Raw genomic sequence first — 12562 nt, forward strand, 5'->3', positions numbered from 1 at the left:
AGTCCATCACTGGTTGGAGATTAAGGACCGGACGCTTTTCGCCCGGTTTTTCTAATGATTTACCCTTCACAGTTCCTCTAAGACGATGAAATTCCCCGTTTGGAGTTGATTCTATATGAAACGTTTTGCCGGATTTATCATTGGTATTCTTCTTTTTCTTTTAAGTCTCGTGATTTTAAATGATCAAACGTTCTCGCATACCTCAGCAATGATCCTCTTTGCCCTGTCTCTACTCATCCTTGGTGCTACGGAATTGTTTGCTAAATTGGGTAAGAAATAACGGGTGCTGAAGTTTGCTTGATTGTTCAAGTGAGTGGACTGCCTCAAGTTATTCATGGTTGAAAATGGCCGGTCTATGCTAAAATAAGAGTATCAACAGTCAAGGAAGTTCCGTTATGGATCAAACGAAAACACCCGTCTTAGACGGATTAACGAACTATCATCGAACACAGGTCTGCTCGTTTCATGTTCCGGGGCATAAGGACGGTCTCATTTTTTCAAAAAAAGCGCGGCCTTATTTTTCACCGCTGCTTTCACTTGATGCAACGGAGGTCGCCGATCTGGATGACTTGTATCATCCGGAGGGGATACTTGATGAGGCGCAGCAGCTGCTGACTGACTATTATGGAACGCGGGAAAGCTTGTTTCTTGTCGGCGGTTCGACAGTAGGCAACTTAACAATGATACTGGCGGCTTGTGCGCCGGGAGATTGCGTGTTTGTCCAGCGCGACAGCCACAAGTCTGTATTTAACGCGTTGAAACTGGCGGGGGTGCGCCCGGTTTTCTTGGCACCGGCTGTTGCTGCGGAATCAGGATTTGCGCAAGGCATCGATCCGCAGACGCTGGAAGAGGCGCTTGGCCGCTATCCGCAGGCAACGGCACTTGTTTTGACGTACCCAACGTACTACGGTGTAGCCGCACGCTCGATCGGTCAATTAATCGCCCGAGCGCACCAAGCAGGACTAACGGTCTTAGTGGATGAGGCGCACGGGGCTCACTTTAAACTTGGCGCTCCTGTGCCGCCGAGCAGCTTGGATCTGGGCGCTGATCTTGTGGTTCATTCGGCGCATAAAATGTTGCCGGCAATGACGATGGGTGCCTATCTCCATATCAATTCAAACCGGGTGGCAAGCGCTAAGGTGAAAACGGTACTGGCAATGCTGCAAAGTTCGAGTCCGTCTTATCCGATTATGGCTTCTCTGGATTTGGCACGCTGCTGGCTAGCGACGCTTCGTTCCGACCGGTTTAAAAGAATTCTTGCCCACCGAGATGCGTTTGTGCGGCAGCTGCAGGAAATTGATGGTTTGTCTGTGGAGCACGAACAGCCGAACGACTTCTTGATGGATCCGTTTAAACTTGCACTGCGTCCACATACAAGAGAAAGCGGTTTTGCCGTGCAGCGCAAATTGCTCGATGCCGGCGTGTATCCGGAGATGGCTGATCCGCATCACGTACTGCTTGTGCTTGGACTGACGGATGAAATCAATTATGATGCTGCAGTTCACCGCATTGAACAGGTCTTGCTGTCCTGCACGAAAACGATACAGTCAAAGGAGTGGCAGATGCCCCCTTTTCCAGAGTGCAGCACATTAATGGATTCGTACCGAGATTTGGCGGCACTGCCCCGCGAATCGGTTGCGCAAAGTGAGGCGGTCGGCCGGATCGCGGCGGAACAAGTGATTCCCTACCCGCCCGGCATTCCGATTGTTGTTGAAGGCGAGCGCATTACTGAACGAAGTCTGGCGCTGATTCGTTATTGGCAGCAGGCGGGTGCGGCCTTCCAAAATGCAAGCACGAATGAAGGAAGAATAATGATCTATCAGCATGAGGGAGAATGAAATGGATGACAGATAAAGGACTTTTTATTACATTTGAAGGACCGGACGGATCGGGAAAAACGACGCAGATCCACCAGCTTGCCGAAGAACTGGAGCGGTGCGGACGCAGCTTTATCCTTACAAGAGAACCAGGCGGAACAACGATTGGCGATGCGATTCGTTCGATCATCTTGAATCCGGAACATACTGAACTCGCCGATCACACGGAGATTTTGCTGTACGCTGCATCGAGGAGTCAGCATGTATCTGAGAAAATTCTACCGGCACTGAAGGCAGGCAAGATCGTTCTGTGCGACCGGTTCGTCGATGCCTCAATTGCCTATCAGGGGTACGGTCTGGATGAATCGGTTGCGACCGTTAAACAGATCAATGACTTTGCAACCGGCGGATTGACTCCGGATCGTACCTACATGATCGATATTGAACCGGAGATCGGCAGACAGCGTATGAAACGGCGTAGTGGCGCGGCTGAGTTGGGTGCGATGAAGGATGCTGCCGACTTGGATCGAATTGAGATGCGGGCGCTAGCTTATCACCAGCGCGTGCGGGAAGGATTTCACGCTATTTATGAAGAAAATAAACAACGGATCCGTCTCATTGATGGTGCCCAAGACCAAAAGCACGTACACCAAATGATTTGTGACGACTTCTTTCAGTTTATCCGTCGATTTGATTAATGCGGTTTAAGCCCATTCGAAGGGAATGATGCAGATGAAGCTGATTGTTGCAGTAGTTCAGGATAAGGATAGTGCGAATCTCCAACAGGCACTTGTTGCTGCGAAACTTCATGCGACGAAACTTGCAAGTACGGGGGGATTCCTGCGTTCCGGCAATACGACCCTTTTGATTGGTACCGAAGACAGGCGTGTGGACGAATTACTGGATTTAATTAAGCAGCATTGTCACACGCGTAATCAGGTGATCTCACCAATATCTTCGCTTGACGCGAATACGGACGGCTACATGATGCATCCGGTTGAGGTTGAAGTTGGCGGTGCAACGGTTTTCGTTCTCGACGTCGATCAATTTAAACATTTTTAGGATCAAGCAGTATCGGGAGGACATCATTCATGGCGATTAAAATCAACCAGTCTACCGGAATCAGCGATCCGCGCGCGCCGCGGGAACGTGCCGCAGTCCAGCCGCAAGCATCGTTTGCCCGCATATTAAATGCTCAGAAGGGCCCGATGCAAAGCGATGCGCTCAAAGCCTTGCTGGATCAGGTGAACCAGCAGGCAAAGCGGGTGTCGGTATCGCGCACGGTTCGCGATCTGCAGCTCTACAAGAAGTACATTCAAACATTCCTGCAAGAAGCGGTGCGGAGTGGGTTGAGCACCACGCAGGCACATTCATGGCAGCAAGGCGGCATGAAACAAACGCTGGTTCAGACCGTCAATCAAAAATTGATCACGCTGACCAATGCGTTATTGGAGAAACAAAAGGATGAAGTGGACCTGCTTGATCAGCTGGATGAGATACGCGGCATGCTGATCAATCTGTATGTTTAAAAAAGCGGGCCGAAAATTCTACGAACTGACGCAACACATACGAATCAGATCAGAGAGCGAGCGTGCAAGATCATGGATTGGCAACAGTTAAGCAAAGAGCAGCAAACAGTGGCAAAAGTGCTTCAGCATGCGATTGATCGAAAAGAGCTGGCGCATGCCTACTTGCTTGAAGGTCCGGCGGGAACGGGAAAGCATGAGACGGCTATGCTTGTGACACAAACCTTGTTTTGCGAGCAGCCGACTGATCTAGGGCCGTGCCTTACATGCAGGAACTGCCGGCGAATTGCATCCGGAAACCATCCTGATGTGATCTGGGTGGTGCCAGAAGAAGGAGCCGCATCGATTAAAAAAGAGCAGATTGCTTATTTGATGAAGGAGTTCGCCTACCACAGTGTCGAATCTGGACGCAAGGTATTTATCATTGAACAGGCGGAAAAGATGACAGCACAGGCTGAAAACAGCTTACTCAAGTTTATCGAAGAGCCGCATTCGGGAACACTCGCTCTTCTTATTACTGAACGGATTCACCAACTGCTCGATACCATTATTTCCCGCTGCCAGGTGCTTTCCTTTGTGCCTTTATCGGATCACGCGATTATTCGACGCATGACCGAAGAAGGATTGCCGCAGCCGCTTCTCAAACCGGCGGTTGCGCTCACACATGATTATGAAGAAGCGGCACGTCTCTCTAGAGCGGAATGGTTTGCCGAGGCGCGTTCTCAAGTGTTACAATTACTAAAAGGATTGTGCAAGTCCACAGAAGCGGCACAACTCTATATTTATGAAAAATTCGCTCCCAACTTTGATGATAATCAGAAAATGACGGTCGGTTTGGACTTGATGCTTTACTGGTACAGAGATTTGCTTTCGTTGCACTTAAATCGACGAGAAGAAGTTGTCTATGAAGATCAGATGGATCGATTAAAAGAGCAAATGCTCTCGTTTTCATCGGATCAGGCCGTTCAAGCGATGTCGCTTATTCTTGATGCGCGCAAACAATTGGATGCGCACGTTAATGGGGTAAGTGTGATGGAACGGCTGGTGATCAGGTTAGGAGGTATCCGATAAATGAATTACGATATTGTCGGCATTCGATTTAAGAAAGCCGGTAAGATCTACTATTTTGATCCGGATAAACGAGACATTCCGGTTGATGCCCATGTTGTTGTCGAAACGACGCGTGGCATTGAATGCGGAACCGTCGTGATCGGGAGAAAAACAGTAGATGAAGAAGATGTCGTTCTGCCCTTGAAAAAGGTCGTGCGTATTGCAACGGCATCGGATGAACAGCAGGTGCAAAAGAATAGAGAAGACGCACAGGCTGCGATGGATATTTGTCTTCAGAAAATCTACAACCACCACCTGGAAATGAAGCTGGTGGATGTTGAATATACATTTGACCGTAACAAAATTATTTTTTACTTTACTGCCGATGGACGCGTCGATTTTCGCGAACTGGTCAAGGATCTGGCCTCCGTGTTTAAGACAAGAATCGAATTGCGTCAGATTGGCGTACGCGACGAGGCCAAAATGCTAGGTGGTATTGGTCCATGTGGACGCATGCTCTGCTGCTCGACTTTTTTGGGGGACTTTGAACCCGTATCCATTAAAATGGCGAAAGACCAGAACTTGTCTCTGAACCCTGCGAAAATCTCCGGGGTGTGTGGACGGCTGATGTGTTGCCTGAAGTATGAAAATGATCAATACGAATCTGCGAAAAAAGCGTTACCGGATATTGGCTCTGTAATTGAAGTCAGTTACGGATCCGGTCGAGTGGTTGGTTTAAATATTCTGCAGCATTTGGTTCAAATTGAACTGAAAGAGCAGAAAAAAGTTGTTGAGTATACATTGGATGAGCTTATTGAAGAAGGGGTTATTTCTTCGCAAGCCACTAAATAAGAGGGTGGATGAACTTGGAGAAGAAGGACATTTTCTCACAAGTCAGTCATTTGGAAGATCAGCTGGGGCAAATCTATGTTGATTTCGGAAATCTGAAGGCGCAGCTTGCTTCGGTACTTGAAGAAAACCAGAATCTTACGCTTGAAAATGAGAATCTGAGAAAGCGCCTTGAGGATGGAAAGGCGCGTTTTCAAAATGAACAGAATCAGGCGAAACCGCAAGGCACCGTTTCCGAGCCGGATATCGGCGAAGGATACGACAACCTGGCGCGGCTCTATCAAGAAGGCTTTCATATTTGCAATTTGCATTATGGCAGCGTGCGTAAAGATGGTGACTGCTTGTTCTGCCTTTCCTTTCTTAATAAAAAATGAAAGAGGAACAAGAACGGAATTAGGGTGAAATGAATGAACGAACAGCAGGAACAGAATCATGAGCGGGTTGATTACCTTTTCGATACCGATCTAAAGATTATTCAATCGAGCGAGCTTTTTCCTTTTTCGTTGGATTCTGTACTGCTGGCCCGCTTTGCTTATGTTCCCATTCAAAAAGGGCAGCTCGTGGATCTTTGTGCCGGGGGTGGTGTGATTCCCTTTTTATTATCGCAGCGAACAAAGGGACGCATTATCGGTATTGAGATTCAGTCGGAAGTGTGCGCGCTGGCTCGTCGAGGCACGGTTTTAAATCATTTAGAGGACCGAGTCACCTTTCTATGTGCAGATGCCAAGGATAGTGATGCCCTCATCGGTCGCGGTAGCTGTGATGTGGTCACGTGTAATCCGCCCTACTTTACGGTTGATGCGGCGCGCGATATGAAGCTGAACCGGCATTTGGCGGTTGCACGGCACGAATTACTGATCACGCTTGCTGATGTTCTCGAAATCAGTGCCCGCCTTCTGAAACCGGGCGGAAAGCTGGCGCTCGTACATCGTCCGGAGCGGCTGGTTGAGCTTATTTCCGGTATGCGCGCGCAAGGCATCGAACCGAAACGGATGCAATGGGTACATCCGCACAGACAGAAACCGGCCAACATGGTGCTGGTGGAAGGAACGAAGGGCGGGAAGCCCGGTCTTACGGTACTGAAGCCGATTGTTGTTTATGATGCGGCAGGTCAGTATACAGAGGATGTGCGGCAGAAGCAATGAATCATTATAGTGTTTATATTCTAGAATGTGCGGACGGCAGCCTCTACACAGGTTATGCGGCTGATGTTGCCAAGCGCTTTGCCCTGCATTGCAGCGGCAGAGGGGCACGCTACACACGCAGTCATAAGCCCTTGCGCATTGTTTATCAGGAAGAACTTGAGAATAAATCGGCGGCACTGCGTCGTGAATGGTCGATTAAACAGTTAACGCGCCAAGAGAAGTTGGCACTGATTCAAAGGAGCGGACATGATGTGGGAGCAGCGCAGTTTTCAAAGCGATAATGGAAAAGGATGTTTGTTTCTTGTCCCGACGCCGATTGGCAATCTCGAGGACATGACTTACCGAGCGCTTGATGTATTGAAAACAGCGGATCTTCTTGCTGCTGAGGATACACGGCACACCATGAAACTGTGTACCCATTTCAACATCCATACGCCGCTTGTAAGCTATCATGAGCACAATAAAAAGGCAAGTGGGGACAAGCTGCTTGCCGAGCTTGAAGATGGAAAAAATGTTGCACTTGTAACGGATGCAGGGACACCGGGAATTTCCGATCCGGGAGCAGACCTTGCCGCTACCTGCATCGCGCATCAGATTCGCGTCATCCCGCTTCCTGGTGCAAATGCAGCGCTAAGCGGACTGATTGCGTCCGGGCTGTCCACCGATCACTTTTTATTTTACGGTTTTCTCCCGCGCGCAGGCAAAGCGCGTGCCCAGGTACTTGATGCGCTGCGGATGCTGCCCTATACGCTGATCTTCTATGAATCGCCGTTTCGCGTGAAGGATACGTTGACCGACCTTCGTCAAGTGTTTGGGAATCGGCAGATCTCAATTTCTCGCGAGCTGACGAAGCGTTATGAAACGTTTATCCGCGGGACGTTTGAGGAAGCGATCAACTTCTTTACAGGCGGTGAAGCACCAAAAGGTGAATTTTGCCTCGTTGTTGACGGCAGCGGTGATGCTGAGACACGTGAGGATGAGCTTTGGTGGTCGGCGCTGACGATTCAGGAGCATGTGGACCACTATATTCGTGAGAAAGGCTGGCGTGCCAAAGAGGCGATTAAGCAGGTGGCGATCGATCGCGCACAGCCGAAACGGGACATTTATCGTATTTACCATCAAATTGAATCGCAATAAACGAGGATGCGCAGACAGATGCGGATCCTTTTTGAATAGACTTTTCTTACTTGGAAAGGCTTGGAATACGAACACCAAACGCATTCTTTAATATAAGATGGTAAGGCATTCACTTTCTTGACATTCATACAGTCGAAACGTATAGTTTTTAAGATAGGGATCATTTGGAAACGGAAAGAAATAAGGAGGTTGCACGGGCTAATGACAGAGGAACATAAATCTTTTTATCTGACAACGCCTATATACTATCCAAGCGGTAGACTACATATCGGTCATGCGTACACAACGGTGGCCGGAGACGCGATGTGCCGGTATAAACGGCTGCGCGGTTATGATGTCATGTTCTTGACCGGAACGGATGAACATGGACAGAAGATCGAGGAGAAAGCTAAAGCAAAAGGCGTGACGCCGATCAAATACGTCGACGGTATGGTTGCCCAAATCAAGCAGCTTTGGAAAAAACTCGACATCTCCTATGATGACTTCATTCGCACGACTGAAAAGCGTCATACAAAGGTTGTTCAGAAAATCTTTGCACAGCTGGAACGCCAAGGCGATATTTATCTTGGTCAATACGAAGGCTGGTACAGCATTCCTGACGAAACTTATTATACCGAGTCGCAGCTGGTCGATATAGAAAAGAACGCAAAAGGCGAAGTGATCGGCGGAAAAAGCCCGGACAGCGGCCACAAAGTTGAAAAGGTTAAGGAAGAATGCTACTTCTTTAAGATGAGCAAATATGCGGATCGACTGCTTCAATACTATGAAGAACATCCGAATTTTATTCAGCCGGAATCGCGTAAAAATGAAATGATTAATAACTTTATCAAACCGGGGCTGGAGGATCTTGCGGTATCACGGACCTCTTTCTCATGGGGCATCCCGGTTCCGAACAATCCGAAACATGTGGTCTATGTATGGCTGGATGCACTGACCAACTATATTACGGCGCTTGGCTACGGTTCAGAAGACGATACCAATTATAAGAAGTTCTGGCCGGCCGATGTGCACCTTGTGGGTAAGGAAATTGTTCGCTTCCATACGATTTACTGGCCAATTATGCTGATGGCACTCGGTCTTCCGCTGCCTAAGAAGGTATACGGACACGGCTGGCTGTTGATGAAGGACGGAAAAATGTCCAAATCGAAAGGGAATGTTGTCGATCCGGAACCCTTGATCGACCGCTATGGGCTGGATGCGCTGCGTTACTATCTGCTGCGCGAAGTGCCGTTCGGATCCGATGGTATGTTCACACCGGAGGCTTTCGTTGAGCGTATTAATTTTGATCTTGCAAACGATTTGGGCAACCTGTTGAACCGAACCGTTGCAATGTGTGGCCAATACTTTGACGGGAAAGTACCTGCCTATGCGGGTCATGTCACCGACTTTGATGCAGGCCTTGAGGACGCACTGAAGATAACGCTTGCGACCGTTGAAGAACAGATGGAAAATCTGCAGTTCTCAGTTGCTCTTTCGGCAATTTGGAAACTCGTCGGACAAACGAATAAATATATCGATGATACGCAGCCTTGGGTACTTGCTAAGGATGAAGCGAAGAAAGAAGCGTTGAGTTCGGTGATCGGGCAACTCGTGAACACGATTCGCGCTGTCGCGATTATGATTCAACCGTTCTTCACGTCGACCCCGAAGAAAATGTTTACGCAGCTCGGCGTGACTCAAGCTGAAGATCAGGCATGGGATTCAATCCGTGATCTGAGCGCAAACAAGGGTCAGTGGACGGTGCAAAAGGGAGAACCGATCTTCCCTCGTCTTGATCTGAAGGAAGAGGTTGCTTACATCAAGTCGCAAATGCGCGGCGCATCCGATACAAAACCAAACGGAAACAAAGAAAGCAAATCAAAGGCGAAAAAGAATGCCGAAGCACCGGCACAAATAAATCTGGATGATTTTCAAAAGATTGACCTGAGGGTCGCTGAAGTCTTGCAGGTGGACAAAGTTAAGGGCGCCGACAAGCTGTTGAAACTACAGCTTGATCTTGGCTATGAAAAGCGCCAGGTTGTTTCCGGGATTGCGGAATACTACAAGCCGGAAGAACTCGTTGGTTTGAAGATCATTGTGATTGCCAACTTGAAACCGGTCAAACTGAGAGGCGAGCTGTCTCAAGGCATGCTACTTGCAGGCGATGCAAACGGGACGCTTAAGGTGGCAACGGTGTCCGGGCCGCTACCGAACGGAACGAAAATTCGCTAAGCTGAAATAAGGATAAAAAAGCAAGCGGGAGATGAGCGAACAGTCGCGCAGATCCCGCTTTTTTGCAGAATAAGACTGTCTAAAAGTACGGTAAAGATGCAGCTTTGAACGAAGCGTGCTGGATGATTCAGGCTAATGGTGCATGCCAAGAGGAACCTCCGCAAAGCTCCTGCGTGTCTGAGGAGGCTCCTGGACTGCCCGCGGCAAGCGAGTAATCGAAGCGACGATTCAGCACCGAGAAGACACGAGCCCATCACACATGGCTGGAGATTAGGGACCGGGCATTTTTTACCCAGTTTTTCTTGGCATAACCATGCGTAAGAATAGAGGAGGATGCTTCATGCTCTTTGATACACATACACATATTAATGATGAATCGTTTGATGCTGATTTTTCAGAAGTGCTTGCGCGTGCCCAGCAAGCCGGGGTTGACCGGATGATGGTTGTCGGAGTGGATCGGCCAACGATTGAACGCGTCTTTCCAATCATTGATCAGCATAAGTTAATCTATGGCGCGATCGGATGGAATCCGGAGGACGCCATTGATATGACCGATGCCGACCTCGAGATGATCAAGCGCGGACTGGCGCATCCGGGAATCGTTGCGCTCGGAGAAATTGGTCTTGACTATCATTGGGATAAATCGCCGAAAGCAGTGCAGCATGACGTCTTCCGCAGGCAGATTCGACTCGCAAAGGATGCCGGACTGCCGCTTATCATTCATAGCCGCGAAGCGACAGAGGATGTGGCGCGGATTCTGAGTGAAGAACATGCGGAAACAATTGGCGGCGTGATGCATTGCTACAGCGATGACTGGACATGGGCAGAACGGTTTATCGACTTGAATTTTTACATTAGCTTTGGCGGGCCGGTCACGTTTAAAAATGCACAGCTGCAGCGGGAAACGGCAGCCAAAGTGCCGATTGAACGCCTACTGATCGAAACCGATTGTCCGTTTCTCAGCCCCCACCCGTTTCGCGGCAAACGTAATGAACCGGCGCGAGTACGGCTTGTTGCGGAAAAAATTGCTGAGCTGAAAGACCTGTCGCTTGAAGAAGTTGCAAAGCAAACGACGCAAAACGCATTGCGCTGCTTCCGAATTGATGAATCCTCTGAAAATGGTTAACCAAGGAGAAAACTTATGATTGTGAAAGAAATTATTGTCGTCGAAGGCCGAAGCGATACCGAAGCCATTCGCCGGGCGCTTGATGCCGACACGATTGAAACGAACGGCTCGCGCGTCAGCAGACGGACGATCCGGGCGATTCAAAATGCGCAGAAGCGCCGCGGGGTCATCGTTTTTACTGATCCCGATTATCCCGGTGAGCGAATTCGCAAGATTGTCAGTCAGGCGGTACCCGGCTGCAAGCATGCCTTTATTACTCGTGCCGAAGGGCAAGGCGGAGCAAACGAGAGTCTGGGGATCGAGCATGCGGCTCCGCACACGATTCTCCGTTCCTTAGCGAAGGTTTACACACAATTCGAGGAACCGGAGGAACAGATCAGTATGCAAACACTAAGAAGCCTAGGCCTACTTGGCAGCAAAGCGTCGCGTAAGATCCGTGAGCAGCTCTGCGACCAACTGAACATCGGCTACGCCAACGGCAAGCAGCTCTACAAGCGGCTGCGTATGTTCCAAATCTCTGAACGTGACCTGAAGCAGGCAATGGATGCCATTGGAGCAAAGGAGCAATCATTATGAATAAAAGAATTTCCTCACCAAAAAGAATGCAAGACGTTATACGCAAGCATCAATTTACGTTAAAGAAAAGTCTTGGTCAGAACTTTTTAATTGATGAGAACATCCTAAATAATATTGCAACCTCAGCCTCAATCGATGAAAACAGCTATGTCCTCGAAATTGGTCCCGGAGCCGGGGCGCTGACGCAGGTCCTTGCCGGCCGGGCCAAAAAGGTCATCGCGGTAGAAATTGACCGTAGATTGGAAGCAGTCCTTGCCGACACGCTGCAGGACTTCGACAATGTCTCGATCCATTTTGGCGATGTGCTTGAGCTGGATGTCGCGCAGATCCTGGCACAGGAATGCCCGCCGGGAACGTCCGTGACGGTTGTTGCCAATCTGCCCTATTACGTCACGACCCCTATTCTGATGAAGCTACTCACAGGTGGTCTGCCCATTAAAACGATTGTTGTTATGATTCAAAAAGAGGTCGCCAGTCGACTACAGGCCGATCCAGGCGAAAAGAGTTATGGTTCGTTATCCATTGCCGTTCAGTATCTTGCTGAAGCAAAAATCGTAATGACGGTTCCGAAGACGGTATTCGTACCACAACCGAATGTCGATTCGGCTGTGATTCGCTTGGATGTCCGCCCACAGAAAAAAATTCGCGTCGATGATGAAGCGTTCTTTTTTAAAGTGGTGCGCGCCAGCTTTGCGCAGCGCAGGAAGACGCTGCTCAACAACTTGATGAACAATTTTTGGTCCAAAGAACGAAAAAACGATCTGCTTGCGGCAATGGAGACGGCACAGATTGACCCGCGCCGGCGAGGCGAGACGCTGTCGATTGAGGAATTTGCGGCGCTCAGCAGTCAATTGCAGAAGATGAAAGAATAACCGCTATACCCCATTTGTGGCGGATGATTTAAAAGACGTGTCAAAAGCAGACCTTGAGACGTCTTTTTTACAGGTAAGAAACATTCATGACCGCTTGAGGCAGCGGGATACCGCTTGAATGAAAATACCCTTGGGATAAAGCATCTGACTTGTATTTTTACGTAAAAAGCAAATGATTTTGCTTTGTGGTACAACGATAAGCGGCATTTCATCAATAAGAATTAGCCCAAGACATGAAAGCGCTCTGGCGCCT

General features: G+C 49.0%; 15 protein-coding genes. All 15 read left to right on the forward strand.

Annotated features, from left to right (window positions below; genetic code table 11):
- Positions 1 to 115 precede the first annotated feature (115 nt).
- The gene (locus tag SIN01_RS15090; RefSeq protein ID WP_156994763.1) at positions 116 to 280 is read left to right on the forward strand and encodes a hypothetical protein; all 165 of its coding nucleotides are present in this window, start codon (positions 116 to 118) and stop codon (positions 278 to 280) included.
- Positions 281 to 395: 115 nt separating this feature from the next.
- Positions 396 to 1838: an aminotransferase class I/II-fold pyridoxal phosphate-dependent enzyme gene (locus SIN01_RS11840; protein ID WP_010024215.1), complete on the forward strand. Its 1443-nt coding sequence runs from the start codon at positions 396 to 398 to the stop codon at positions 1836 to 1838.
- Positions 1839 to 1843: 5 nt separating this feature from the next.
- Positions 1844 to 2515: a dTMP kinase gene (gene tmk, locus SIN01_RS11845; RefSeq protein ID WP_029548127.1), complete on the forward strand. Its 672-nt coding sequence runs from the start codon at positions 1844 to 1846 to the stop codon at positions 2513 to 2515.
- A gap of 34 nt (positions 2516 to 2549) precedes the next feature.
- Complete coding sequence (gene darA, locus SIN01_RS11850; RefSeq protein WP_010024218.1) at positions 2550 to 2879, forward strand: cyclic di-AMP receptor DarA; 330 nt, start codon at positions 2550 to 2552, stop codon at positions 2877 to 2879.
- Positions 2880 to 2908: 29 nt separating this feature from the next.
- Positions 2909 to 3346 carry a YaaR family protein gene (locus tag SIN01_RS11855; protein ID WP_010024219.1) on the forward strand — a complete coding sequence of 146 codons (438 nt, stop codon included), beginning with the start codon at positions 2909 to 2911 and terminating at the stop codon, positions 3344 to 3346.
- A gap of 72 nt (positions 3347 to 3418) precedes the next feature.
- Positions 3419 to 4414 (forward strand): DNA polymerase III subunit delta', encoded by a 996-nt coding sequence (gene holB, locus SIN01_RS11860; protein WP_010024220.1) that lies wholly within the window; start codon positions 3419 to 3421, stop codon positions 4412 to 4414.
- Positions 4415 to 5245, forward strand: a complete 831-nt coding sequence (locus SIN01_RS11865) for a PSP1 domain-containing protein (RefSeq protein WP_010024221.1) — start codon at positions 4415 to 4417, stop codon at positions 5243 to 5245.
- A gap of 14 nt (positions 5246 to 5259) precedes the next feature.
- On the forward strand, positions 5260 to 5616 hold the full coding sequence (gene yabA / locus SIN01_RS11870; protein WP_010024223.1) for a DNA replication initiation control protein YabA: 357 nt from the start codon (positions 5260 to 5262) through the stop codon (positions 5614 to 5616).
- A 33-nt stretch (positions 5617 to 5649) separates the two neighbouring features.
- Entirely contained in the window at positions 5650 to 6387 is a 738-nt protein-coding gene (locus tag SIN01_RS11875; protein WP_010024225.1) for a tRNA1(Val) (adenine(37)-N6)-methyltransferase, read from the forward strand.
- Positions 6384 to 6668 (forward strand): GIY-YIG nuclease family protein, encoded by a 285-nt coding sequence (locus SIN01_RS11880; protein ID WP_010024226.1) that lies wholly within the window; start codon positions 6384 to 6386, stop codon positions 6666 to 6668. Before SIN01_RS11875 ends, SIN01_RS11880 begins: the two co-directional genes overlap by 4 nt.
- On the forward strand, positions 6637 to 7524 hold the full coding sequence (rsmI, locus tag SIN01_RS11885) for a 16S rRNA (cytidine(1402)-2'-O)-methyltransferase (RefSeq protein ID WP_010024227.1): 888 nt from the start codon (positions 6637 to 6639) through the stop codon (positions 7522 to 7524). Before SIN01_RS11880 ends, rsmI begins: the two co-directional genes overlap by 32 nt.
- A 201-nt stretch (positions 7525 to 7725) precedes the next feature.
- A complete protein-coding gene (gene metG / locus SIN01_RS11890) occupies positions 7726 to 9735 on the forward strand; it encodes a methionine--tRNA ligase (RefSeq protein WP_010024228.1) in 2010 nt (669 codons plus the stop codon).
- Between the two features lie 340 nt (positions 9736 to 10075).
- Complete coding sequence (locus SIN01_RS11895) at positions 10076 to 10861, forward strand: TatD family hydrolase (protein ID WP_010027437.1); 786 nt, start codon at positions 10076 to 10078, stop codon at positions 10859 to 10861.
- Positions 10862 to 10876: 15 nt separating this feature from the next.
- Complete coding sequence (gene rnmV, locus SIN01_RS11900; RefSeq protein WP_010027438.1) at positions 10877 to 11437, forward strand: ribonuclease M5; 561 nt, start codon at positions 10877 to 10879, stop codon at positions 11435 to 11437.
- Entirely contained in the window at positions 11434 to 12309 is an 876-nt protein-coding gene (rsmA, locus tag SIN01_RS11905) for a 16S rRNA (adenine(1518)-N(6)/adenine(1519)-N(6))-dimethyltransferase RsmA (protein ID WP_010027440.1), read from the forward strand. Before rnmV ends, rsmA begins: the two co-directional genes overlap by 4 nt.
- Positions 12310 to 12562: the final 253 nt, after the last annotated feature.

Origin of the sequence: Sporolactobacillus inulinus (genome assembly GCF_006539285.1) — a bacterium.
Lineage (GTDB): Bacteria > Bacillota > Bacilli > Bacillales > Sporolactobacillaceae > Sporolactobacillus > Sporolactobacillus inulinus.

Excerpts from the sequence above, each read along its gene's own strand:
- SIN01_RS15090 (WP_156994763.1), top strand. The coding sequence starts at position 116 with ATGAAACGTTTTGCCGGATTTATCATTGGTATTCTTCTTTTTCTTTTA.
- SIN01_RS11840 (WP_010024215.1), top strand. The coding sequence starts at position 396 with ATGGATCAAACGAAAACACCCGTCTTAGACGGATTAACGAACTATCAT.
- tmk (WP_029548127.1), top strand. The coding sequence starts at position 1,844 with ATGACAGATAAAGGACTTTTTATTACATTTGAAGGACCGGACGGATCG.
- darA (WP_010024218.1), top strand. The coding sequence starts at position 2,550 with ATGAAGCTGATTGTTGCAGTAGTTCAGGATAAGGATAGTGCGAATCTC.
- SIN01_RS11855 (WP_010024219.1), top strand. The coding sequence starts at position 2,909 with ATGGCGATTAAAATCAACCAGTCTACCGGAATCAGCGATCCGCGCGCG.
- holB (WP_010024220.1), top strand. The coding sequence starts at position 3,419 with ATGGATTGGCAACAGTTAAGCAAAGAGCAGCAAACAGTGGCAAAAGTG.
- SIN01_RS11865 (WP_010024221.1), top strand. The coding sequence starts at position 4,415 with ATGAATTACGATATTGTCGGCATTCGATTTAAGAAAGCCGGTAAGATC.
- SIN01_RS11875 (WP_010024225.1), top strand. The coding sequence starts at position 5,650 with ATGAACGAACAGCAGGAACAGAATCATGAGCGGGTTGATTACCTTTTC.
- SIN01_RS11880 (WP_010024226.1), top strand. The coding sequence starts at position 6,384 with ATGAATCATTATAGTGTTTATATTCTAGAATGTGCGGACGGCAGCCTC.
- rsmI (WP_010024227.1), top strand. The coding sequence starts at position 6,637 with ATGTGGGAGCAGCGCAGTTTTCAAAGCGATAATGGAAAAGGATGTTTG.
- metG (WP_010024228.1), top strand. The coding sequence starts at position 7,726 with ATGACAGAGGAACATAAATCTTTTTATCTGACAACGCCTATATACTAT.
- SIN01_RS11895 (WP_010027437.1), top strand. The coding sequence starts at position 10,076 with ATGCTCTTTGATACACATACACATATTAATGATGAATCGTTTGATGCT.
- rnmV (WP_010027438.1), top strand. The coding sequence starts at position 10,877 with ATGATTGTGAAAGAAATTATTGTCGTCGAAGGCCGAAGCGATACCGAA.
- rsmA (WP_010027440.1), top strand. The coding sequence starts at position 11,434 with ATGAATAAAAGAATTTCCTCACCAAAAAGAATGCAAGACGTTATACGC.